The 24588-nt window shown below is 71.8% G+C and carries 15 protein-coding genes; 5 read left to right on the top strand and 10 right to left on the bottom strand.

Translation table 11 applies throughout. The features are described 5' to 3' along the window. Positions 1-25 precede the first annotated feature (25 nt). Positions 26-1609 carry a glutamine-hydrolyzing GMP synthase gene (gene guaA / locus QOZ89_RS02620; RefSeq protein WP_312622890.1) on the bottom strand — a complete coding sequence of 528 codons (1584 nt, stop codon included), beginning with the start codon at positions 1607-1609 and terminating at the stop codon, positions 26-28. Between the two features lie 614 nt (positions 1610-2223). On the opposite strand from guaA, the gene QOZ89_RS02615 reads away from it, so the two are divergent. Genes QOZ89_RS02615 through QOZ89_RS02600 form a run of 4 tightly spaced genes read left to right on the top strand, consistent with a single transcriptional unit; the run spans position 2224 to position 7471 of the window. Further along, a complete protein-coding gene (locus QOZ89_RS02615) occupies positions 2224-6072 on the top strand; it encodes a nitrate- and nitrite sensing domain-containing protein (RefSeq protein WP_071050687.1) in 3849 nt (1282 codons plus the stop codon). Further along, on the top strand, positions 6069-6491 hold the full coding sequence (locus tag QOZ89_RS02610; protein ID WP_071050686.1) for a roadblock/LC7 domain-containing protein: 423 nt from the start codon (positions 6069-6071) through the stop codon (positions 6489-6491). Before QOZ89_RS02615 ends, QOZ89_RS02610 begins: the two co-directional genes overlap by 4 nt. A gap of 55 nt (positions 6492-6546) precedes the next feature. Next, positions 6547-6894, top strand: a complete 348-nt coding sequence (locus QOZ89_RS02605; protein ID WP_035925779.1) for a DUF742 domain-containing protein — start codon at positions 6547-6549, stop codon at positions 6892-6894. Continuing rightward, positions 6875-7471 carry a GTP-binding protein gene (locus QOZ89_RS02600; protein WP_007518658.1) on the top strand — a complete coding sequence of 199 codons (597 nt, stop codon included), beginning with the start codon at positions 6875-6877 and terminating at the stop codon, positions 7469-7471. The genes QOZ89_RS02605 and QOZ89_RS02600 overlap by 20 nt, the downstream gene beginning before the upstream one ends. A gap of 194 nt (positions 7472-7665) precedes the next feature. On the opposite strand, the gene QOZ89_RS02595 is transcribed toward QOZ89_RS02600, so the two are convergent. From QOZ89_RS02595 to QOZ89_RS02570, 6 genes are all read right to left on the bottom strand, one after another. Then, complete coding sequence (locus QOZ89_RS02595; protein ID WP_071050685.1) at positions 7666-9204, bottom strand: ABC transporter substrate-binding protein; 1539 nt, start codon at positions 9202-9204, stop codon at positions 7666-7668. Positions 9205-9369: 165 nt separating this feature from the next. Further along, complete coding sequence (locus tag QOZ89_RS02590; protein ID WP_071050684.1) at positions 9370-10821, bottom strand: hypothetical protein; 1452 nt, start codon at positions 10819-10821, stop codon at positions 9370-9372. A gap of 2508 nt (positions 10822-13329) precedes the next feature. After that, a complete protein-coding gene (locus QOZ89_RS02585; RefSeq protein ID WP_312622888.1) occupies positions 13330-14979 on the bottom strand; it encodes a hypothetical protein in 1650 nt (549 codons plus the stop codon). A gap of 76 nt (positions 14980-15055) precedes the next feature. After that, positions 15056-16180: a GuaB3 family IMP dehydrogenase-related protein gene (locus QOZ89_RS02580; RefSeq protein ID WP_071050681.1), complete on the bottom strand. Its 1125-nt coding sequence runs from the start codon at positions 16178-16180 to the stop codon at positions 15056-15058. 477 nt (positions 16181-16657) lie between these two features. Continuing rightward, entirely contained in the window at positions 16658-18298 is a 1641-nt protein-coding gene (gene guaB, locus QOZ89_RS02575; protein WP_071050680.1) for an IMP dehydrogenase, read from the bottom strand. A 240-nt stretch (positions 18299-18538) separates the two neighbouring features. Then, positions 18539-18946 (bottom strand): DUF5319 domain-containing protein, encoded by a 408-nt coding sequence (locus QOZ89_RS02570; protein ID WP_116271645.1) that lies wholly within the window; start codon positions 18944-18946, stop codon positions 18539-18541. Between the two features lie 398 nt (positions 18947-19344). Here QOZ89_RS02570 and QOZ89_RS02565 point away from each other — a divergent pair, with 398 nt between their 5' ends. After that, positions 19345-19830, top strand: coding sequence for a WhiB family transcriptional regulator (locus QOZ89_RS02565; protein WP_083419120.1), 486 nt, complete (start codon positions 19345-19347; stop codon positions 19828-19830). Between the two features lie 1008 nt (positions 19831-20838). Here QOZ89_RS02565 and groL read toward each other — a convergent pair. The 3 genes from groL to QOZ89_RS02550 form a co-directional block, all read right to left on the bottom strand. Next, complete coding sequence (gene groL, locus QOZ89_RS02560) at positions 20839-22482, bottom strand: chaperonin GroEL (RefSeq protein ID WP_071050679.1); 1644 nt, start codon at positions 22480-22482, stop codon at positions 20839-20841. A 211-nt stretch (positions 22483-22693) separates the two neighbouring features. Next, positions 22694-22999, bottom strand: coding sequence for a co-chaperone GroES (gene groES, locus QOZ89_RS02555; RefSeq protein ID WP_007517139.1), 306 nt, complete (start codon positions 22997-22999; stop codon positions 22694-22696). Between the two features lie 522 nt (positions 23000-23521). Then, positions 23522-24520 (bottom strand): alpha/beta fold hydrolase, encoded by a 999-nt coding sequence (locus QOZ89_RS02550; RefSeq protein WP_083419119.1) that lies wholly within the window; start codon positions 24518-24520, stop codon positions 23522-23524. Positions 24521-24588: the final 68 nt, after the last annotated feature.

The raw sequence follows: 24588 nt of genomic DNA, 5'->3' as shown, positions 1-24588 counted from the left end.
GAGTGATGGCGCGTCCAGCGCCCCATCACTCCCATTCGATGGTGCCCGGGGGCTTGGAGGTGATGTCGTAGACGACGCGGTTGACCTGGGGGACCTCGTTGACGATGCGGTTGCTGATGCGCTCCAGGACGTTCGCCGGCAGCCGCGCCCAGTCCGCCGTCATCGCGTCCTCGCTGGTCACCGCGCGCAGCACGACGGGATGGCCGTACGTGCGCTCGTCGCCCTGGACGCCGACCGAGCGCACGTCGGCCAGCAGGACGGCGAACACCTGCCAGATCTCGCGTTCGAGCCCCGCGCGGCGGATCTCGTCGCGGACGATCTGGTCGGCGGCGCGCACGATGTCCAGCCGCTCCTGGGTGACCTCGCCGATGATCCGCACGGCGAGCCCCGGGCCGGGGAACGGCTGGCGCCAGACGATCTCCTCGGGCAGGCCGAGCTCCTCGCCGAGCCGGCGCACCTCGTCCTTGAACAGCATCCGCAATGGTTCGACCAGGCCGAACTGGAGGTCCTCCGGCAGGCCGCCAACGTTGTGATGCGACTTGATCTTCGCGGCGTCCGGGGAACCGGACTCGATCACGTCCGGGTACAGGGTGCCCTGGACGAGGTACTCGATGCGGCTGCCGGCGGCCTCCGCGCGGGCCTCCAGTTCGCGGGCGGCCTCCTCGAAGACCCGGATGAACTCGCGCCCGATGATCTTGCGCTTCTGCTCCGGGTCGGTGACCCCGGCCAGCGCCGCGGCGAAGCGGTCGGCGGCCTTGATGTGCACCAGCTCGACGCCGGTGGACGCGACGAAGTCGCGCTCGACCTGCTCGGCCTCGCCGGCCCGCAGCAGGCCGTGGTCGACGAAGACGCAGGTGAGGGCGTCGCCGACGGCCCGCTGCACGAGCGCGCCCGCGACCGCGGAGTCCACGCCGCCGGACAGCGCGCAGATCAGCTTCGCGTCGCCGACCTGGGCGCGAACCGCGGCGACCGCCTCGTCGACGATGTTGACCATCGTCCACGCCGGGCGGGCACCCGCGCCGTGCAGCAGGAAGCGCCGCAGCACATCCATGCCGTGCTCGGTATGCAGCACCTCGGGGTGGAACTGCACACCGAACAGCCCGCGCCGGACGTCCTCGAACGCGGCGACCGGAGTCGACCGTGTCGCCGCGGTGAGCTCGAAACCGGCGGGCGCCGCGGTGACGGCGTCGCCATGTGACATCCAGACCTGCTGCTGGACCGGCAGGCCGTCGAAAAGCACCCCGGGGCTGGTGACGGCCAGCTCCGTGGCGCCGTACTCGGCGGTCCCGGTGCGCTCGACGGTGCCGCCGAGGGCCTGCGCCATCACCTGGTGGCCGTAGCAGATGCCCAGCACGGGGATGCCGGTGTCGAACAGCGCCGGGTCCACCCGCGGCGCACCGGGGGAGTACACGGACTTGGGGCCGCCGGAGAGGATCACGGCTGCCGGGCGGCGGGCCAGCAGGTCCGCCACCGGCGTGTTCCACGGCACGATCTCGGAGTACACGTGGCACTCCCGCACTCGGCGGGCGATCAGCTGCGCGTACTGGGCGCCGAAGTCGATGACCAGGGCGGTGTCGTAGCCGGTTCGGCCGGCGGGGCCTCCTGGCACGGGTCCTGCCGGTTGGCCTGAAGGCGGCGACTGGCCTGAAGGCGGCGACTGACCTGAAGGCGGCGATGTCGGCCTGTGGGGAGCGCTCACCTGCCAAGTCTACGGAGACGCGCCCATGGCGGGGCCGCGCTGGCGTGCCGCCGAGATGCTCGAGGGCCGGCCGCGGCCGCGGCGAAGAGCCGGGCCGAATTTTCGGGATTGACAAATCCCGACAATCTGTATCTGACTTGGAACGTTCGGCGACCACATAGGGGGATTGATGGAGGGGAAGTTCCTGTGGCGCCCAGATCGCCCCGTACCGTTACCGACATGCGCCACGGTCGGCGACCAGGGTCGCTTCGTGGATGACCTGTGGGTAAGCGAGCGGTGACGCGTGCGACATCGTCCTCGGATCTCGGGGGTGTCCGGCGCGTCTCCGGGCCTCATGAGGCGCGCATCAGGGGCACAACTCGTGGCTTCCTAGTACATGGCGTAAGGTAGCCGCCTTTCACGCACTAACGCGGTACCGCTATGGTGCCGACCGAGGGACATCCGGTCCGATACCGAACCATCCTGGGAGTGCCCTGTTCCGGGAGGCCGGCGGAGAGGTTGCGAAGTACGTGCGCAGACAACCGATGGCCAGCAGCACGGGCATCGCCGCGGACTCGATGCCGATGCCGGCACCGGGATCCCCCGTCGTGGACGACGGGGGCCACGGCGAGCGGCCCGCCGCGGCCCGCCCCCCCGACGACGGTAACGGGACGCGTGCGCGCGGTGGCGTCCTGACCAGCCCGACGAGTTGGCGGGTCCGCACCAAGCTGATCGCGATCCTCGCGATCCCGGTCGTTGCGATCATCGTGAACGCGCTGATCGACGCGAGCTCGGTGCTCACCAGCACCCGTGACATCAACCGGGTGTCCAGCCTGGTCACCATCAACCAGGCGGCCGTCAAGCTGACCTACGAGCTCGAGCGCGAGCGCACCTTCACGGTCGACTATGTCGCGCTGCAGCTCAGCCCGCGCAAGTCGACGACGGCTAGTCTCGAATCGATCAAGACCATTCGTGGGACCGTCGACAGCGACTTCAAGGCATACCAGGATGTGGCCGAGGGCAAGCGCGGGACTTTCGGTGACCAGGTAAACGAGGCGCTCGACGCCGTCGCCCTGCACATGGACGACCTGAAGACCAAGCGCGACGTGCTGATCAAGATGACCGAGCCGGTCTCCGTGATGCAGGCCTACGACGCCATCATCGAGCCGCTCCTCGACCTGGTCGCCGTCATCCCGCAGGGCAACGACGACCGTGAGCTCGACAGCTCGGTCGAGGCGACCTCCCACCTCGTGCTTGCCACCGACCTGCTGGCCCAGCAGCAGTCGCAGATCGAGATCTACCTCGCGTCGCAGCAGCCGTTCAGCAGCGACGACTTCCGCGCGGCGCTGACTCTCGACTCCCAGCGCAGCACCGAGCTGGACCAGTTCGCCAAGATCGCAACGCCCGAGCAGCTGGCGCTGTACGCGACGACGGTCAACCAGCGCACCAACCGCGACGTCGTCAAGACCCAGCAGTACACCGCCCTGGTGCTGAACGCCCTGCCGGACAGGCCCCTCACCGGCGATCAGGGAACGCTGACCGGCGTCAATGGCATCGACCCGACGAAATGGCTGCAGAACACCCGCGCCACCATCGAGCTGAACTACGACGTCGTGGACAAGCTGCTCAGCCAGATCGACAAGCGGGTCGACAGCCTACGTGGCGACATCCAGCGACGGGCGCTCCTGTCCGCGCTGTTCACCGTCCTGATCCTGGCGGCTGCCCTCGTCATCACCCTGGTCGTGGCGCAGTCGCTGATCCGCCCGCTGTTCGCGCTGCGGACCGCGGCGCTCGACATCGCCGAGCGGCGTCTGCCGGAGGCCGTCCGCCGGATCCGAGATTCGTCCGAACAGGTGATCGACGACGAGATCGAAACCGTCGGTATCGATACCGACGAGGAGATCGGCGAAGTCGCCCGGGCGTTCGACCAGGTCCATCACGAGGCGGTCAAGCTCGCGTCCGAGCAGGCGGTGCTGAGGAACAACGTCAACGCGATGTTCGTCAACCTCTCCCGGCGAAGCCAGGGCCTCGTCGAGCGGCAGCTCCGGCTGATCGACGACCTGGAGAACCGCGAGCAGGACCCGGACCAGCTGTCCAACCTGTTCAAGCTGGACCACCTCGCGACCCGTATGCGCCGGAACAACGAGTCGCTCCTGGTCCTCGCCGGCACCGACACCGCCCGCCGCTGGACCCACCCCGTCCCGCTCAACGAGGTGGTCCTCGCGGCCATCTCCGAGGTCGAGCAGTACACCCGGGTCAAGCAGACCACCGCCGCGTCGGTGTCGATCGCCGGTAACGGTGTCAGCGACGTCGTCCACCTCATCGCCGAGCTGCTGGAGAACGCCACGGCGTACTCCCCGCCGGCGACGGACGTCGTCGTCACCAGCCACTCCCTCGGCCCCGGCGCCGGCGCGATGATCGAGATCGTCGACCAGGGCATCGGCATGCCGGCCAAGGACCTGGAGCGGATCAACGAGCGGCTGGCGAACCCGCCGGTCGTGGACGTCTCCGTGTCCCGGACGATGGGCCTGTTCGCCGTCGGCCGGCTGGCCAGCCGGCACGGCATCCGCGTCCAGCTGCGCGAGTCGCCGACCCGCGGCATCACCGCCGTCATCCGGCTGCCAGCCAAGCTGGTCACCGGCGACGGCGCCGGCGGCACCAGCCCCGCGGGGGCAGCCCGACCGGCGGCGATCGGCCGGCCCGGCGGCGAGGCTCCGGCCCGGCCGGTCCAGGCCTTCGGCGCCTTCGGCCCCGGGCAGGGCGGCCGGCCGGAGCTTGGCAGCGGTCCCATCCCGGGCGCGCTGACCGGCCCGTCGCGCCAGCCGTCCTTCAGCGGGCCACAGCAGTACGGCCCCCCGTCCGGCGCCGAGGGTGGACGTGGCGGTCCTCGGCAGCGTCCGGACGACCTGCTGGAGGAGATGACCGACCAGAACCAGAACCGGTTCGGGCCGCCGAGCGGCCCCCTACCGGCCCTGACCTCCCGGCAGACCCCCCAGCCTGGCCCCGCCGACCATCCAGGTCCGGGAACAACTCAGGACGCCGGACGGTTCGGGCCGCCGCCACTGGCGATCGGCCCGGCTGGCGGTCAGCGCGAGGGCACACCGCCGGCCCCGATGACCGGCCCGCTGCCGACTCGGGAGACGGTCAGCCGTTATACCGAGCAGGACACGCAGCGGCTCGGCCCAAGCCCGTTCAGCGGCGGGCAGCCAGTCGCCAGGTCCGGCCAGCAGCCGGGCCCCGACGGGCCCGCCTACGCCGAGCCGGCCGGCGGGCCGAGGACCGGCCAGCCGGACACCCGCGGCCCGCGTGACGACTGGAGCGGCGATTTCCAGCGTCCGGACGGGCCGGAGCCCCTGGACCAGACCGGCCCGATGCCCCGCCAGGGCGGCTACGCGCCGAACGGCGCGGGTAGCTACCGGGCACCGGGGCAGCCCGGCCAGAACTACGCCGAGCCGCCGAACTACGCGGACACGCGTAACTACGCGGGCCAGCCGGACTACTCGGGCCCGCAGGAGAACGTGTTCGCCAGGCCCGCCCACCGGCCTGAGCCGGCGCCGGTGGACGTGCCCCAGCCAAGCTGGGACGAGCAGCCGGCGACGGGCGGCTACCCGCGGCCGCAAGCCGACGACACCGGCGAGATCTACCTCGGTGACGGCGAGGACCTGGACACCACGCCGATCTTCGACTCCGTCTCTGCCTGGTTCCAGCGCCGCTCGCCCAGCGACGAGCCCCGTGCCGCCGCCGCGCCGGACCCGGTTGTCGCCGCCGCGCCGGACCCGGTTGTCGAGGTCACGCCGCCGGCCGCGTTCACCGCGCCGCGGGCCTCGGCCGGCATGCGCATCATGGGCAGCGGCGCGGGTGGCAGCACCGCGGAGCACCCGGTCCAACGGCAGGAGGCGGCGCCAGCCGCCATGCCGGTCCGGCCGGCCGCGGCCGTCCGGACACCGGCGCCCGGGCCCGGTCCGGACGCCGGGTACCGCCAGCCCGCCGCATATGGCGACAACGTCTCGAACGGTTCCGCGACTGGCCCTCGGCCCGTCCAGGCGCCCGTTGAGCCGCTGCCGAAGCGCGGCGGCGGCGCGGACAACGGCTGGGAGTCGGCCGGCGATGCCGGCTGGCGGGCAGCCGAGGCGTTGCGCGAGCCCGGTGGGCAGGACTCGTCCACGACCAGGGCCGGACTTCCGGTGCGGGTGCCGATGAGCAACCTGGTCCCCGGCACCGCCGAGCCAGCCAGTAATCGCAAGCCCCAGCAGCCGCGGCCAGCCGACGCGACAACCAGGTCCCCTGAGGCGGTTGGTGGGCGTCTCGCCAGCTTCTACCAGGGTGTTCGGCAGGGACGGGACATGGGTGCCGAGACAAGAAGCGCCCGCCGTGACGGGCAGGAGGAACGGTGAGACCGGTGAGCGCAGCGGCGCAGAACCTGAACTGGCTGATCAACAATTTCGTCGACCGGGTTCCGGGTGTCGCGCACACGGTCGTCGTGTCGGCCGACGGTCTGCTGCTCGCGGTGTCGGACGGGTTCCCACGCGACCGGGCTGACCAGCTCGCGGCCGTGTCCTCCGGGCTCGTCAGCCTGACGCAGGGTGCGGCCCGGGTCTTCGAGGCCGGCTTGGTGACCCAGACGGTCGTCGAGATGGAGCACGGGTTCCTGTTCATCATGGCGATCAGTGACGGGGCGAGCATGGCGGTGCTGGCAGCGCCGTCGTGCGACATCGGCCTCGTGGGCTACGAGATGGCACTGCTCGTGCACCGGGCGAAGGACGTCCTTACGCCGCAGCTGCGCCAGGAGCTGCAAGGGACGCTTCCTCGATGAGCGCGGGTACCACCCCAGATCACTCCGGGCCTAGGGGGAAGTCAACGTGAGCGACATGGGGGGCCCGCCCGGGCCTGTCGTCCGGCCGTACGCCATGACCGGCGGGCGGACCCGGTCGCGTTACGAGCTCGCCATCGAAGCGCTCGTCATCACCACCCAGTACGGCGAGGAACGCGCGATCGGCCTCAGCATTGAGCAGCAGTCCATCGCCGCCATGTGCCGTCAGGTCCGGTCTGTGGCGGAGATCGCCGCCGGCCTGCGGGTGCCCCTCGGTGTCGCGAGGGTGCTGGTCGGCGACATGGCGGACGAGGGCTTCGTCCGCGTACACCAGCAGCCGGACCGCGACGAGGCACCGGATCTCGCGTTGCTCGAAAGGGTTCTCAGTGGCCTACGAAAGCTCTGACAACAGAAGGGTCAACTCCTCGGTCGCGACCACCTCGGTCAAGATCGTGGTTGCCGGCGGTTTCGGCGCAGGGAAGACCACTTTCGTGGGCTCTGTATCGGAAATCGTCCCGCTTCGCACCGAAGCCGTCATGACCGAGGCCGGTGCGCACGTCGACGATCTGACTCACCTGGTCGACAAGACGACGACCACGGTGGCGATGGACTTCGGCCGGGTGTCGCTCGACGAGGACCTGATCCTCTACCTGTTCGGGACGCCGGGACAGTACCGGTTCTGGTTCATGTGGGACGACATCGTCCGCGGTGCGATCGGCGCGATCGTGCTCACGGACACCCGCCGGCTCGCGGACTGCTTCGCCGCCGTCGACTACTTCGAGCAGCGCCAGCTGCCGTTCGTCATCGGTCTGAACTGCTTCGACGGGGTGCTGCGGCACTCGATCGAGGACGTGCGGGAGGCGCTGCAGATCGGCCCGTCGGTGCCGATCATCACTTGCGACGCGCGCAACCGCGACTCGACGAAGAGCGCGCTGATCGCGGTGGTCGAGCACACGATGTCCCGGGCCGCCCTGCGCGCCTAGCGCCTGGGGCGACGCGGCCGGAAGGATGAAGGGGAGGGCATCGTGCCCTCCCCTTCATTGTTGGTAGGCGCGGGGTGTCCGGCGTCACCGTGCGAAGTCGTCGCGCGCGGACCGCGACAGCCAGCCCGTCAGCGTCACGAGAAAGCCGTCCCCGGCGAACTTCGCCGGGGACGGCTTTCTCGTGCGGGGGGGGCTTAGGCGTCCTGGTTGAGCTGCCTGAGGGTGCCGGTGTTCGGGATGTTCCCGTCGCCGGAGTTGTTGACCTGCTCCAGGTCGAACGTGAACGTGTCCGCGTGCCAACGCCACTGCCCGCCGTTCAGCGGAATCGTCGCGACGTTCTGCGGCAGGTCCTTGCGGGCGCCGAACTTCACGTCGCCGACGATGGTGCGGGCCGTGAGGGTCTTCAGGACGTCCGCGATCGCCTTCCGGTCGTCGAGCGAGTTCACCTTGGCCAGGGCCTGCGCCGCGACGTCGAACAGCGCGAGCGAAGTGCCGAGCTGCTGCGACCCGCTCGGACCACTCGCTTTCTGGTACTGGTCGGCGAGCTGTGCCGACGTCCAGTTGGTCAGGAAGCTGCGGGTCTGGCGCTTGTTCGACCAGAACATCTCCGTGGTCAGCCCGTCGGCCACGGTGCCACCAAGGACCTTCAGATCGCTCTCGAACAGCAGCCCCTTGGACAGGGTGATGATCCGCGGGAAGAACTTCTGGTTGATGGCGTCCCGCTGGAACTGGATGTAATCCGCGGCGCGCGCGATGCCGGTGACGATCTGGACGTTCTGCTCCTGGAACTGGGCAATGATGTCGACGAAGGACTTCGTGCCCGGCGTGTACAGGAGGTAGTCCGAGAATCCGACCGGGGTCCCGGCGCTGGCCAGCTCGAGGTTCGTGGCCGCGAGGCCCTGGCGGAACCGCAGCTTCGGGTTCGCGAAGGTCCGGCCGTCGGTGTCATCCGGCCACAGCGCGCCGACCGTGTGGTTGTTCGGAACCTCGGCGGTCTGCCCCCACATCGAGGAGTAGGCGTTGAAGTACTCCGCGAGACCGGGGAAGAAGTGGTAGGTCCAGTTGGAGGTCTTGAGGTTTCCGCTGGGATCGACATACCGCGATTCCCAGGGCGCCATGGTGGAGATGCATGGGACGCTGTTGACCTCGCACTGGTCGGCGACCGGGTTGACGGTGTCCGACGTCGAGCCCACCAGGACGATGTCCACCTGGTCGTCGGAGATCAGCTGGCTCGCCGCCTTGGCCGCTCGGGCGAAGGTCGACTGGCTGTCCCGGATGTAGATCTCGACCGGATGGGTGGTGCTGCCGACCGACAGTCCGCCGTTGTTCGCGAAGAAGTCCTTCAGAACGTCGGTCACGAAGAGGTCGGCGTCAGCGAAGCTGCTGAGCGCACCGGACTGTGGCGTCACGAGGCCGATGCGCACGGGCCGGATCTTCGAGCTCGTCGATGATCCGGAGCCGCTGCACGCCGCGAGCAGGCCACCGGCCGGCGCGGCGAGGGCGGCGGTGCCCGCGAGCCGCAGCAGCGCGCGCCGGTCGACGAACCGGAAACCCTGGCCGCTTGCCGCGGCGGGCTCCTCCCGGCCAGTGGCGGCGGGTGCGGCGAGGCCGTGATCGGTGTCGGCCGCCGTCGTGGGGGACGAAGCAAGCTGAGGACGGGCTGCGGCGTCGTTGCCACCGGCCGCTTGGAAGATCGGCCGCTTCTTGCCCGTCGAACGGTCAGACCTGCGCATGGCCTCTGATCCTGCCGCACCCCGGTCCAAACTCGTCAACTGGGTCCATTTCGGTGCAGCTATCGCGGGCTACGCTCGAACGAGCAGATCCGCTGCGTGGTGCGGAGTGAACGTGTCGCAGCCACGTCTGACGTATCGCACAGGGGTGGTGACCCTGGACACCTTTTAGTTGAGAGCGCAGGACATGTTGCCACCCTTGGTGACGTACACGGTGGCCTGCGCTCGGCCGCCGACGGGCCAGACGGCGATGCTGTTACCCACCTGCCCTTGGAGCGGGCCGCTGGTGAATGCCACGGCGGCGATGACATTGGAGGCGTCATCGAACGTCGGTGTGGCGATCGTGTAGTCGCCCTGCTGCCCGTTCCACTGGTATTTCCCATTCGTGGTCGGGACGACCAGGACGCCGGCGTGAGCGCCTGGCGCGGGCCCGGCGGCGGCTGACGGCCCCGCGGCGGCCGGGGTCGTGCCCGTCGACGCGGCCGTGCTGGCGGAGGGGGCGGCCGGAGCGGCACCCGCTACGCAGCTGTAGGTGCCGTCGGCCAGCGCCTTGCCGACCCTCGCGTCCGGGTTGGTTCCGGCGGGCGAGAGCGTGGCGCTTGCCGCGGTGTCACTCGCGCCCGAACGGCCGCCGCCCCCGCGTCCCATGACCAGTACGTAGATCCCCAACGACACCAGCGCCACGATGACCGCGACCGCGAGCGGACCGAGCCAGCCGTGCCGGAACCACGCCAGTCGATCGTCCGCCGCGGCGTCACCATCCGCGGCGGGCCCCCGCCGCGATGTCGGCGGGCGCTCGTCTTCGGCCTCGCCCAGCTCCAACGCGTCCTCGATGCCGTCGGCGGCGAAGCGACGCCCAGAACCGCCCGGTCGACCTTTCGAGTCCGCCGTGCCGCTCTGGGAGCGCCCCCGGCTCGCCAGCCGCGCGCCATCACCGGAACCAACGGCTTCCTGGGCGCCTCTGCCCTCAGGGCCGGTGAGTGGATCCAGGCCCGCCGCGGGGCCGCTGAGCCGCGACCGCGGCCCGTCCTCGTGCTGCCCGCCCCGGGCGCCACCTGGGTCAGCACCGGGCTTTGGGCCGCGGGGCTCCCCGGTGAGACCGGCCGCGGGGCCTCGGTCGGCGAGCGGCTCGTCGGACCCGCCGGCGTCGCGCGTCCTGCGGGCGGCCTTCGGGCCGGTTCTGGGGCCGGGCCTCGACCCGGTCGCTGTGCCGCTCTGGTCCTGGCCACCGCGCGCCCGCCGGCCCCCCGAGCGCTCGGGAGCATCGGCCAGCGCCTCGGGCGTGACCGCCTGCAGGCTCATGGAGTCGGTGATCGGGTTCGGCGTCCGGCGCCGGTCCGCCGGCACGCTGCGCGTCGCGCCGCGGCGGGGCAGACTGCCGGCCGTTCTGGACAGGATCGACGTCGTCTCGACCGGCGCGAGCCGCCGCGACGCCGTCGCCCGCTCGCCCGTCGGCGTCGACGGACTGCCCCCGCCGCCTCGAGCCTCCCGCGGGACCGCTGAGGCGCCTGCCGAGGATCCGTCGGCCCGCGGCGCCAGCGGTGTGGGCTGCCGCCCCGTCCCGGCCCGCTCGGGCGCCGGGAACCCCGTCGGCTCCGCCGCTCCCCGGGGGCCTGTCACTCCCTCACGGCGGCGGGCTCGCCGTCGTCCGCTGCCTGACTGGGCCTCGTCCCGCGCGGCCGGCGCGATCTCGCCGCCCGTCCGTCCCCGCGGCGCCGGGGCGGCCGCTCCCGGCGGCAGCCCCCGCTCCGCCGGCCCGGCGCCAGGACGAAGCGTTCCAGCGCTCTGGGCCCCGCTGAGTCCGTCGATCCGCCGGCCGGGCGGCGGTCCGCCGGGAGCCGGACCGCCAGGGACGGGGCCACCGGCTACTGGGCCGCCAGGGATTTGGCCGCCGGGCAGCGGACCGCCGGCGGCCGGGCGGCTGGGCATCGGGCCGCTCGGCGCGCCGGTGGCATGGGAAGGGCGCCGGGGCAGGCCGGCGAGGTCGCCGGTGCCCAAGGGGTCGCGTGGGTCGATGATGGGCCTGCCCGCCGGCGTGCTGGCGGCGCGTGCGTGTGGCACCGGTGCCCGCGTACCGGTCCGATCGGTGACCGGCGGGGCTGGCGAGCGCCAGCCTGTGCCTGGCGGGCCTTCGGAGCCTCGCCCGGTTGGGTCCGGCGGTGTCCCGGTGAACGGCGCTGCCCACCCGGTGCCACTCACGGGCGCGGATGCCCCGGAGGAAGTGGGGTCCGCCCCTGGTGCCCTCCAGGGGGACGACGGTGGTGCCCCGGCGGCGCGGTCGCCCGGGCCGCCGCCGTAAGGCGAGCGGCCCTCCTCAGGACCGCCGTGGGTGCGCGGACCGCCGGGCGCGCCGACCGGCATACCCGCTCCAGGGAAGCCTGGCGCGCCGGGAGCGGGCGTCCCGGTCGTCGGCCGAGGAAGCCCCCGCGCCGGGGTGAAGAAGATGTTCGGCGGGCGTTCGTCGCCCGCCGCGCCCGGTGGCCGGGAACCAAGGCCGGCGCCCGCTGGGGACGCGGGAGCCGTGGACACGGGGGACACCCGCGCCCGCGGAGCGCCCGCCCCTGCCGGACCGCTGACAGCGACCACGCCCGTGGCCGGGGTTCCCGGAACGGGCGCTCCGGCGGCCCGCGGTCCGGGCTCCCAGGGCGAGGCGCTCCCCGCGGCCGGGTAGCCGCCACCTGGCGTGCCGGCTGGCCGGCCGCGCGGGTCGCCGCCGACGCGCACGGACCCCGAGGTCCCTCCCGGGCCGGCGAGGCCTGGGGTGCCTGGCTGGCCGGCGAGATTCGGGGTCGCTCCCGGATCCGCGATCGGGTCCCTACCGGAGCGGCCAGGCCCGGGGTCCCTGCCGGACTGGCGAAGCCCGGGGTCCCTGCCGGATTGGCGAAGCCGATCTGGGAGGTCTGCCGGGAGGTCTGCTGGAAGGTCGGCGATCCGAGAGGTCTGCCAGGAGGTCTGAGACGGCCCCAGCTGGAAGGGACCGCTCGCCGGGCGGGGACCGGGTACCGCCGCGGCCGCGCCGCTGGCCGATGCTTCCCCTTGACCAGGCCGCGCCGACCAGGGCGATGACGACGGCGCGGACGGCGATGTCGGCGACGGCGCGGCGGTCGATGACTGGTAGGGAGTCGCGGTCGGCGACGGCCTCGGTGGAAGGTATGGCGCCGGGGCGGCCCGCGCGCCGTAGTCCGGCCCGCCGTAGTCCGGCCCGCCGTAGTCCGGCTGGCCATAGTCCAGCCGGCCATAGTCCGGCGCTCCGTAGCCCAGCGCTTCAGGATGAGCTGGGCCTGGCTGATGGCCGGTGGCCGGCTGGGGGCCTTGGCTCGCCGCCACCGGCGGTGGGACGGCGGCGGGTGTGTCCGGTCCGACGTCGATTGCCGTGACGGACAGCCCCGTGTCCCTGTTGCCGTAGGAGCCGTTCCAGGGGGAGTCGACCGCGAACGGGTCGAGGTCCGCGCGCGGTTCGATGGGCGAGGGCGTCCCGCTCCAAGCGGCGCCGGGCTGCGCGGCGGGGGCCGGATGGCTTGCCGCGCGCGGATTCCACTCGGACGTCGCCGCGCCCGTGGCGTCGGGCGTCGCGGCCGGGCTGGTGTGGGAGGACGGCTCGGGCGTGTTGACCCGCTCGACCGCGAAGAAGTCGTCGCGGCTCGCGGTCACCGGTACGACGGGGACGGCAGGCTGTTGCGCCCGTGGAACCCATTGATGGGACGCGGCATCCCAGGCCCAGACACCGTCATCGCTCAGCAAGCGGCCGTGGTCGTCGGTGGGCAACCCCTGCCCCCCTGCTCAGTGCCACGACCCGTCTAGCGGCCGTGGAGCGCGGATGTCGTATCTCTCGAAGGCGGGAACGTCACGAGTCCCGGCGAAGCCGACTAAAGGTCATTAACCAGTATGACCTGCCCCGTCCAGCGCCCGAACCCGGACCCACCGGGCGCCCCGCATCCCACCACCGCACGCTGGGAACATCCCGACCGATACCGGACGGAGCGCTCCCGTGCGGGGTCCTCATGACCTGACCGGCCACCTCCACCGCCCAGGCGAGCCTGATCAAGGTTGCCCCGCTGTCTACACCGGCCCGGTAACCAGATCGGTCGGGCGGAGTGTCCGACGGCTGAGGCGTTCCGCGCCCCAGCCCTACTTGAGCTTTTCGCAGGCCTGACGAATATCCTTGATCACACGCTGGGCGGCGGCCGACTGGACGTCGGCGTTCAGTCGCAGGAAATCGTCCTGGCTGTAGCCAGCCTCGAGCTTGTCCAGGGTGCAGTTGCAGTAGTTCGTCATCCCGTTGTTGCCCCCGACGCAGGTGTCGAGGTAGGTCTTGCGGACCGAGTCGTCGTACTTGCGGCCGGCCGTGGTGGACGTGCCGCTGTCCCCCTTGGGTGAGCTGTCGCCACCGCCGGTCACCTTCAGAAGCAGGATGACAGCGACCAGCACCACGACCAGCGCCGCCGCGCCGAAAACGAGAGTCCGGCCACGGCCCGTCTTCAGCTTCCCGGCGAGGCCACCGCGGTTCTCCTGGCCGACCTCGTCGTCGTCCTCGTCATCCTCATCGTCGAGAATGTCCTCATCGCGGGCGGAGCCGAGCCGCCCACCGGTCAGGCCCCGCAGCCGGTCGCGCGCGCCCCGCCAGGCGGGGCCGTCCGCTGGGTCGACGTCCTCGTCGTGGTCGTCGTCATCGAGCAGACCGGGTGCGTCGCGGTCCAGGTCGCGGGCGCGGCCTCGGTCGAGCGTGCGTCCCTCGGGGGGAGAGGCTGCGCGCGGGCCGGTGCCGACGCCGGTCTTGGCGGGCGACGCCGCGACAAACCGGCCCGAACCTCCCGAACTGGCGTCGCCGAGCCGGGAAGAACCTCGAGCGCCGGTGCGTGCCGGATCCTCCGGCAACGGATCGGTCATGCCCTGCCGGCCGACCACGGGAATGGTCGGCCGGTTCATCGCCTCGGTGCCGGGGCTGTCGAGCGGCCCGGTCAGTGCCGCGCCACCGCGGCTCGCGCTGGGGCCCGTGCCCGGGCCGCCTCGGCTTGCCCCCGGACCGGTACCAGGCCCGCTTCGCCCGGGGCCGCCCCGGCTCGTGTCGCGCGACCAGCTGCCGGTACTGGACCCGGTGCCGAGCGGGTCGGCACGGCCGAAGGGTCCCGTCAACGGGTCGGCGCGGTCGTAGCCGCGACCTGTGCCGGTGGCGAGCGGGTCGGGCCGGTCATAAGGCCCGGTGCCCAACGGGTCCCGGGCCGGCCAGGCACGGGACTGGCCGGTCGAGCCCACGCCGCCACCCACTGAGCCGGGGGAAGGCGGCCCGCCCGGCTCGTGGTCAGCGGGAGATCCGCCGCGTGCCGGCGTCCCGCCTCTGGCCGGGGCCGGGCCGCCGCGCCACTCGGTGCCAGCGTCCAGCGGGTGGCTGTCGGCCGCGAAGCCGCCAGTTCGGCCCGGCTGGGGGTAGGGGCCGGTGACGGGAGACCAGGTCGCCTCCCGGTCCCTGCCGGTGCGCTCCTCGGCGCCGAACAGGGGGAAGCTGCCAGTTCTCGGCTCGTTGTAGGCCTGCTGGCCCGCTCCCGGCCGTCCGCCGTAGCCGCCCGCGTCCGCCTGCGTGGCCGGTCGCTGGCCGGGGTCGGCGGAGCCATAGGCGCCGGTCACGCCAGTGGCGCCGCCCGGGCGGGCCGCGGGGTTGACCGCTCCGGAGGCCGCCGCACCGCCTGGCGCGCGGGACGTGGGCTGCCAGGTCTGGGCGCTCTCGTCCCACACGTAGGCGCCGTCGTCGCTGACCCAGCGGCCGTGCTCGTCGAGGCGCATTTGTGATCCTTCGGAGTGGAGACGGACCCTCCAAGGGTGCCACGAAGGGTGCGAGTCCAGCGCTGGGGGCTTCCCTTTAGCCGATGGGCGGGGAGGCGAGCATGATCTCGGCCTTCTGGAACTCCTTTAGGGTGGCATAGCCGGTCGTGGCCATGGCGGCCCGCAACGCGCCGGCCAGGCTGACCCCGCCGACGGCTCCGGGCGGGTCCGCCCCGACCAGGATCTGCTCGACCGTGCCAGCCCGCTCCACCGGCTCCCACCGGCCGCGAGGCAGGTCGGAATGCAGGATGTCCATCGACCACAGGCCACCCTGCCCTGGGGCGTCGGCGGCGGCGGCGAGCGCGCCGTCGATCATCACCGCGTCGGCGCCGCAGGCCACGGCCTTCGCGATGTCCCCGCCGGTGCGCAGATCGCCGTGCGCGATGACATGGACGTACCGGCCGCCGGACTCGTCGAGGTACCGCATCCGGGCCCCGGCGGCGTCGGCGATCGCCGTCGCGAGCCCCACGCCGATTCCGAGCTCCGCGCGGTTCGCGTCGCCACCGCCGGTGCCGACGCCGACGATGACGCCCGCCGCACCGGTGCGCATGAGGTGCAGCGCGGTGGAGAACGACGCGCAGCCACCGACCAGTACCGGGATGTCGATGTCGCCGATGAAGCGCTTGAGGTTCAGGGGCTCGGTTCGCGTCGACTGGTGCTCGGCCGAGACGGCCGGGCCGTGGATGACCAACAGGTCCACCTGGGCGGCGAGGATGTCACCGAACAGCGCCCGGACCTTCTGAGGCCGCAGTGCGGCCGCCGTGACCAGCCCGGCGTCGCGCACCTGCCCGAGCCGCTTGGCAATCAGCTCTGGGTGGATCGGCGCCTGGTAGAGCTCGCGCAGCCGGCGGGTAGCGGCCTCTGCCGGGAGTTCCGCCAGTTCGGCGACCAGGGGCAGCGGATCTTCGTGCCGGGTCCAGAGTCCTTCCACGTGCAGAATCCCGAGGCCACCAAGCTTGCCCATGGTGATCGCGGTGTCCGGCGAGCTGACAGCGTCGGCGGCCGCCGCGACGATGGGCAGGTCGAAGTGGTAGGCGTCCACCTGCCAGGCCAGTGAGACGTCCGCTGGGTCCCTGGTCCGCCGCGACGGGACAATGCCGACCGCCGCGAGGTCGTACCCCACCCGCGCGCTCTTACCGATGCCGATCTCAACCTCAGCCAACGCTGGCTCTCTTTCTGGTTCGCTCCGTCCGGGCTGTTTCTCTGGTTCGCTCCGTCCGGGCACAGCCCTCCGGCAGCCTGCTCGCCTGGGGGCTCGCAGGCTACCTCCGGGCTGTGTCCTCCTGCGCTCACGTGCCCTGCGGCGACCTCGCTGCGGCCCAGCCCACGTCGCTGCGCTCGTGGGCCGGGCCTCCGCGAGGCGCGCCTCCGGGCCAGCGTGGTCACCCACCGCCGCGCCTCACCAAACCGAAACAGCGGGGACCGTGGGACCACCTCGCTTCGCTCGTGGTGGGCTTCGCAGAAGCAACTAGAACGTGTAAAGCAACCACAACGGGTGACGGCGCCTTTAGCGCTGCACCAACGCAACCACGTCCCAGGTCGGCGCCACTCCACCACAGCCATACACCTGTATCCGGAACCAGGCCCGGAGGACGCTCAGCGTCCGACCGGCGGGTGGCGCGTCCAGCGCCCGCCCGCCTTACCTGCCCGTGTAGTTCGGCGCCTCTACGGTCATCTGGATGTCGTGTGGGTGGCTCTCGATCAGCCCGGCGGTCGTGATCCGAACGAGCTGGCCGTGCTCCTGCAGGTCGAGGACTGTCTGCGCGCCGGCGTAACCCATTCCGGCGCGCAGCCCGCCGACCAGCTGGTGGGCGACGGCGGCGAGTGACCCCCGGTAGGGCACCTGGCCCTCGATACCTTCGGGGACCAGCTTGTCGTCGGAGAGAACGTCGTCCTGGAAGTAGCGGTCCTTCGAGTAGGAACGCGCGCCGCCGCGGCTGCGCATCGCTCCGAGCGAGCCCATGCCGCGGTAGGACTTGTACTGCTTGCCGTTGATGAAGATCAGCTCGCCAGGGCTCTCGTCGACACCGGCGAGCAGGCTGCCGAGCATGACGGTGTCCGCGCCGACGGCGATCGCCTTGGAGATGTCGCCGGAGTGCTGCAGGCCGCCGTCGCCGATCACCGGCACACCCACCCGCCGGGCCGCCCGCGCAGCCTCGTAGATGGCGGTGATCTGCGGCACGCCGACGCCGGCCACGACCCGGGTGGTGCAGATCGAGCCCGGCCCGACGCCGACCTTGACGGCGTCGGCGCCGGCGGCGATCAGCGCCGCCGCGCCGGCGGCCGTGGCCACGTTCCCGCCGATCACGTCCAGCGGGCGGCCGTCCGGACCGGTGGGCATCTCCGTCTTGATCCGCCGGACCATCTCGGGGACGGCCCGCTGATGCCCGTGCGCGGTGTCGACGACCAGGAAGTCCACCCCGGCGGCGACCAGCAGCTGGGCCCGCTTGAACGCGTCCTCGCCGACGCCGACCGCGGCGCCGACGACGAGACGGCCGTCCGCGTCCTTGGTCGCCAGCGGGTAGCGCTCCCGCTTGGTGAAGTCCTTGACGGTGATCAGGCCCCGCAGCCGGTCCCTGTCGTCGACGATCGGCAGCTTCTCGATCTTGTGCCGACGCAGCAGGTCCAGGGCCTCGTCGGCGCTCACGCCGACCGGCGCGGTGATCAGCGGCATCGGTGTCATCACCGCCCTGACCGAGCGGGAGTAGTCACGCTCGAATCGGATGTCGCGGTTGGTGACGATGCCGAGCAGTGTTCCGTCCTCGGCGGTCACGGGCACGCCCGAGATCCGGTAGCGGGCCATAAGCGCGTTCGCCTCTTCGATGGAGGCGTCCGGGCCGCAGGTGATCGGGGCGGTGATCATGCCGGATTCCGAGCGCTTGACCATGTCGACCTGCTGCGCCTGGTCCTCGATCGAGAGGTTGCGGTGCAGCACGCCGACGCCGCCCTGGCGGGCCATCGCGATCGCCATCCGGTGCTCGGTCACCGTGTCCATCGCGGAGGAGACCAGTGGGATCGCCAGCCGGATGTTGCGTGACAGCCGGGTAGAGGTGTCGACCTCGGCCGGCACGACGTCGGATGCCGCGGGCAGCAGCAGGACGTCGTCATAGGTGAGGCCGAGCATGGCGAGCTTCGGCGCCGGGATGCCCACGGCCTCGCCGTCGAGCTGTACGGCGAACATCGAGTCCGCGACGGCGGGCGGGAGCGAGTCCCGGGCCGTGTCCGGCGCGGTCGAGGCCGAGGCCGCGATCGGGGTCGGGGTGGCGACGGGAACGTCCATGGCACCTTCCGTTCTGGTTGCGCCGACCAGCGGCGGGGAGCCGACCCCGCATAGACATCATGGCCCCCGGCGGGGCCCTCCACGCCAGGTAGGCAGGCAAGACCACAGGGTTCCATTCGGCACACCCAGTGCCTGCTGGGGATACGGCGTTACCCGGCGGCAACAACATGGGGAACATCACCCATGCCGGCCGCTGGCGTCGTCCCCCCTGGCCATCACTCACGGTGACGGCCCTCGGGATCACGCCTCCGATGCCTCGGAGGCCTCGCAGACGCCGTCCGCGTAGCCACGGGCGTAGTCCCAGGAGACGTAGCAGCTCGGGTCGGGGGCGAACGCCGGCTCATGTACCCGGGTTCGCCCCTCGTTGAGAAGCTGGCGCAGGTTCCCGGTCAGCAGGTCCCAGTCGAAGAAGTGCGGCTCCGCGCAGCCTTCACAGTCCACCACCAGGCCGCGGTAGCCGCGCGGCTCCAGCAGCGTCCTGAACACGTCCAGATCCCCGAGCTCGGCGAGGACCTCTTCCCGCTCGTGCAGCGACAGTGGCTCGAGCAGGTCGACGTCCTCGACCGGGTCCAGCCGGGAGAGCTCGGACGCCGGGTCCTCCGGGTCGCCCGCGAACGGGTCGATGGGCTCGTCGCTCACCTCGCCCACGCTACGCCCAGATCTCTGGCTGGGTAGCGGCCGCGGGCGGCGTTGATCGGTAGGTGGCCGGGCGGTTCGCCCGTGGATGCGCCCTGATCTGGGAAAACTCCCTCCCGGCTCGCCGATTGGGCAGGTCGGAGGGGGGTAGCGACAGGACCGTTGCTCTCGGGGGCCGTTTTCTGGGCTTGGTGACGCCAGGACGGGTTGTCGCCCGCGGGTCTGGCCGCCCCTCGAGCGCGGTGCGCGGCCGTGGCCGCGCGCGGCGCGCGGCATCACCGGGGGGTGAATTTCCAAGATCGATTGAAGGGGTGAGCCGGCCTACGGTGTGCGGGCGGCGCGGGTCGCCGCCCGGGGCGAGCGCGTACCCGCGTGTGCCTTCGGCTCGTCGCAAGGGGGGGCTCAGGCCGATGACCGACGTCCGACGTCTACCAGGTCCCGGCGCGGAAAAGTGGGAGTGGCAGCTGCATGGCGCCTGCCGGGGTGAGAGTACCGAACTGTTCTTCCATCCCGAGGGAGAACGCGGCCCGGCGCGGGCCGCCCGCGAGGCGGCGGCGAAGGCCGTCTGTTCCCGCTGCTGTGTCATCAAGGAGTGCGGCGAACACGCGCTGTCCGCGCGCGAGCCCTACGGAGTCTGGGGCGGAATGAGCGAATCGGAGCGTGAGGCGATCCTGACCGGCCGCACGCGCCGTCGGGGCTCCTCCCCGCTCGTCGAGGGGGTTCCTGCTCGATCCGGGGTTCCTGCCGGATTGGCGGAGCTTGCGGAGCCGATCGGGGAGGTCCGGGAGCCGGTCCGGGAGGTCGGAGATCGAGGGGGTCCGGGCACCCGCCAGACCCCTGTCCCAGCCGGCTCCACCGCGGGCTCGATGGCCCACCAGACGCCGAGTGTCGCCTGAGGCCGGCTGACGCCGTTGCGCCGCTCGGCTCAGCCACAGAAGGTGACGGCGCATTGGCGCAGTGCCAACTTGGCTCCGTCCTCGGCCCGGCATCGGGTGGACCACGGCCATGTGCCTGTATCGGGCACTACGCAGGGGAGGACCCTCGGTGTCCGAACAGGAGGCGACGGCGCATTGGCGCAGTGCCAACTTGGCTCCGTCCTCGGCCCGGCATCGGGTGGACCACGGCCATGTGCCTGTATCGGGCACTACGCAGGGGAGGACCCTCGGTGTCCGAACAGGAGGCGACGGCGCATTGGCGCAGTGCCAACTTGGCTCCGTCCTCGGCCCGGCATCGGGTGGACCACGGCCATGTGCCTGTATCGGGCACTACGCAGGGGAGGACCCTCGGTGTCCGAACAGGAGGCGACGGCGCATTGGCGCAGTGCCAACTTGGCTCCGTCCTCGGCCCGGCATCGGGTGGACCACGGCCATGTGCCTGTATCGGGCACTACGCAGGGGAGGACCCTCGGTGTCCGAACAGGAGGTGACGGCGCATTGGCGCAGTGCCAACTTGGCTCCGTCCTCGGCCCGGCATCAGGTGGACCGCAGCCATGCGCCTGTATCCGGCGCCACGCAGGGGAGGACGCTCAGCGTCCGACACGAGGCGAGCGCGCCCAGCGCCTCGCCTCGACAGACGGGCAGTGGTGTCAGATGCTGACATCGCCCGCGCGGAGGGCGGGTCACCCGCGACGGGTGCCGGCGGCAGGTAGGCGCCGTGAGCATGGCGACGGGAAACCGGAGCGGTTATGCTCCCGGCCTTTGCTCGGCGGGCATGCCGCCGCTCACGGGCTGTGGGAGGCCAGGCCCGTCGCCGGGGACGACGAGGAAGAGGCCCGTACCGGACCGACCGCACGAGAGCACGCCAAGACGGATCCGGGCAGAGCGGGTCCGGCCAGGCGACGAAGGCCAGGGCAACGAAGGAGCCCGACCGGTGGGACCGGTCGGGCTCCTTCGTCCGTGCGAGGGCTAGAAGCCGGGGCCGTGGCTGTGCCCGTGCCCATGACCGTGCCCGTGACCGCCGCCGGCGGCGACCGGCTCGGCCGGCTTCTCCACGACCAGCGCCTCCGTGGTCAGCAGCAGCGCCGTGATCGACGCCGCGTTGGCCACGGCCGAGCGGGTGACCTTGACCGGGTCGATGACGCCGTCCGCGAGCAGGTCGCCGTAGGTCTTCGTCGCCGCGTTGAAGCCGTGGTTGACCGGCAGTTCGGCGACCTTGAAGACGACGACCGGGCCGTCCAGACCGGCGTTGCGCGCGATCCAGTAAAGCGGAGCGGACAGCGCGGACCGCACCAGGTTGACCCCGGAGCGCTCGTCGCCGGTCCTGCCCAGGCCACCGTCGAGCACCGAGGAGGCGTGTACCAGGGCGGAACCGCCACCGGCGACCACACCCTCGTCGATCGCGGCCCTGGTGGCCGAGACCGCGTCCTCCAAGCGGTGCTTCTTCTCCTTGAGCTCGACCTCGGTGGCCGCGCCGACCCGGATGACCGCGACGCCGCCGGCGAGCTTCGCCAGCCGCTCCTGCAGCTTCTCCTTGTCCCAGTCGGAGTCGCTGGCCTCGATCTCCTGGCGGATCTGCTTGACCCGCGCGGCGACCGACTCGCTGTCGCCCGCGCCGTCGACCAGGGTGGTGCTGTCCTTGTCGATGACGGCCCGGCGGATGCGGCCCAGGTCCTCCAGCGTCACCGCCTCCAGCTTCAGGCCGACCTCCTCGGCGACGACCTGGCCGCCGGTGAGCACGGCCACGTCCTGCAGCATCGCCTTGCGGCGGTCGCCGAAGCCGGGCGCCTTGACGGCGACGACCTGGAAGGTCTTGCGCACCGAGTTGACGACCAGGGTCGACAGCGCCTCGCCCTCGATGTCCTCGGCGATGATCAGCAGCGGCTTGCGGGACTGCACCACCAGCTCGAGCACAGGGAGCAGGTCGTTCAGGGCGCCGATCTTGCCGGGGTGCAGCAGGACGTAGGCGTCCTCAAGGACCGCCTCCATCCGCTCCGGGTCGGTGACGAAGTACGGGGAGATGTAGCCCTTGTCGAACTGCATCCCCTCGGTGAGCTCGAGCTCCAGACCCATGGTCTGGCTCTCCTCGATGGTGATGACACCATCCTTGCCGATCTTGTCGATCGCCTCGGCGATCAGTTCGCCCACCTGGGTGTCCTGCGCCGAGATGGCGGCGACCTGCGCGATCGTCTCCTTGGAGCTGACCTCGATCGCCGAGTCGAGCAGCGCCTTCGAGACGGCCTCGACGGCCGCTTCGATGCCGACCTTCAGTGACACCGGCGCCGCACCGGCGGTGACCTCCTTGAGGCCCTGGCGGACCATGGCCTGCGCCAGCACCGTCGCCGTCGTCGTACCGTCGCCGGCGACGTCGTTGGTCTTGGTCGCGACCTCCTTGACGAGCTGCGCGCCAAGGTTCTGGTGGGGGTCGTTGAGCTCCACCTCGCGGGCGATCGTCACGCCGTCGTTGGTGATCGTGGGCGCGCCGTAGGACTTGTCGAGGACGACGTTGCGACCGCGCGGGCCGATCGTCACCTTGACCGCGTCGGCCAGGGTGTTCACCCCGTGCTCGAGTGCGTGGCGCGCGTCCTCGCGAAAACTGAGGATCTTGCTCATGTGATTGGGGGTCCTCCCGCTGCCGTTACCGGCACAACGTCGAGGGGGTGTGCCGGAGCGGTGTCACTGTGTCTTCCCGTCGCGCCGGCCACAGGCCGGCACGGGGGTTCCAGGGGGTCGCCCCCCTGGGCAGACATAGCGCGGGAGCCCGGGAGGCGGCCGAAGGCCGCCGAACAGGACCGTCCCGATCGCGGGCACACCCCCCACTCGACTACTTCTCGATGACCGCGAGCACGTCGCGGGCGGAGAGGACCAGGTACTCCTCGCCGGCGTACTTGACCTCGGTGCCGCCGTACTTGCTGTAGAGCACCACGTCGCCGACCTTCACGTCGAGCGGGACGCGCTTGCCATCCTCGAACCGGCCGGGGCCGACCGCGAGGACGGTGCCCTCCTGCGGCTTCTCCTTGGCCGTGTCCGGGATGACGATGCCCGAGGCGGTGGTCGTCTCCGCGTCCGACGGCTGGACCACGATGCGGTCCTCGAGTGGCTTGATGGCAACCTTGGTGGCGGTCGTCACGATCGACCTCCCCTTCCTGCGCTGGATGAGAGAGCGACCCTGGCGGCCTGCCGTCGCGGGTGAACAGGCGCCTCTGTCGCTTATCGTTGGCACTCTCACGTGCCGAGTGCCAACTTAGCATCAGTGTCGAACTCGTCAACCGACCCGGTCACATCTGTGGCCGTCCCGTGACGGACGCTTCGCGCCCGCCACCGGGCGCGGCCTGTCGGGGCGAGGCGCTGGGCGCGCTCGCCCCGTGTCGGGCGCTGGGCGCCCTCCCCGCGTGGTTCCGGGCCCTGGCATATGACGGTGGTAGGGCTGGGACCGGGCTGGCGAGGTAGCTGGGTTGCCGATGCGCCGTCACCGGCTGCGGCCGGGTTACGCGCATTGCTCGCCAGAACGACCTCACCCAACAGGACCGGTTGGCGCCGGCGCTGGGGCGCTGTCGCGAGCTGTGGCTGGGTCGCATGTGTTGCTCGCTTGGACGTCGTGCCCGCCGCAGGGCATGACCTCGAAACCCGGGGATGCCTGTTGGGCGGTGTCCTAGGAGTTCGCCGAGGGCTTTCGGGCCTGTGGTGCGGTCCGTTGGGTGGGTGGTTCGTATGGCCAGATGACCGGGCCGTCGAGCCGGGCGAGGGCGACGGCGATGCCGTGGGCGACGTCTCCGTTGAACGGGAGCGCGTGGTGGCCGAGGCCGGGGATCGTCACATTGCGCGTGGCGAGATCGGGATGGCTCAGCGCCGCCGACTCGGGGCGCACCACCGAGTCCTGGCCGCCGCCGATCGCGAGGAAGCGGGTGCGGCAGCCCGGCGCGGGCTGGGCGAGCTCCGTGAGCAGCGGCGAGCCGGGCCGCAGCGAGGCGATCAGCCGGTACGGGACGGCCCGGGGCACCAGGTGGGCGAGCCTCGTGCCCGCGTGCGGCGTGCCGAGCGTGACCAGCGTGTGGACCTGCTCGTCGCCCCGGAGCCGCTGCACGTAGTAGCGGGCCACCACCCCGCCGAGCGAGTGGGCCACGATGTGGACCTGCTGGTAGCCGGTCCTGGAAAGGACATCGCCCACGGCGGCCTCGAGCATGACGGCCGCCTGCGGGACACCGGTCGCGTACAGCGGAAGGTTGATCGTCTCGACGCGGCTGAACCCACGTCGGCGCAGTGTGCGCTGCAGCCGGGTGAAGATCGAGCGGTTGTCCACCAGCCCGTGCACCAGCAGGATCGGCATGCCGGCGGCGGCCGGGTGGCCGACCAGCAGGCCGCGCTGCAGCGGGCCGAGCCTGGCCAGGCTGTACCGGTCGGCCACGGGGGCGCGGCCCGCGCGGACGCCGGCCGGGTAGAAGGCGGCGTGTGTGGCGATGCTCGCCGCCTCGGTGACGAGGCCGCGCACGGCGGCTGGAGCCGCGCCGATGCGCCGCGTCAGCACCCGGCCGACGCCGAGCGGGGCCGTTGCCACGTCGCGGGTGTACCGGCCGGCGACCGTTCCGAGCTGGCGCAGCCACGGCCGGGTGCCCTCGCGGCCCTCTAGAGGGAGCTCGGTGTCCGGTCGCACGCCAGGCAGTCCGTTGGTGCCGGCCCCGCGAGGAGGCCAAGCCGGGAACAAATAATCATGATCCGTAT

Origin of the sequence: Pseudofrankia coriaricola, assembly GCF_032027725.1 — a bacterium.
Lineage (GTDB): Bacteria > Actinomycetota > Actinomycetes > Frankiales > Frankiaceae > Pseudofrankia.
Note: the sequence above shows the minus strand (reverse complement) of the source record. Positions and strands in the feature narration are given on the sequence as shown.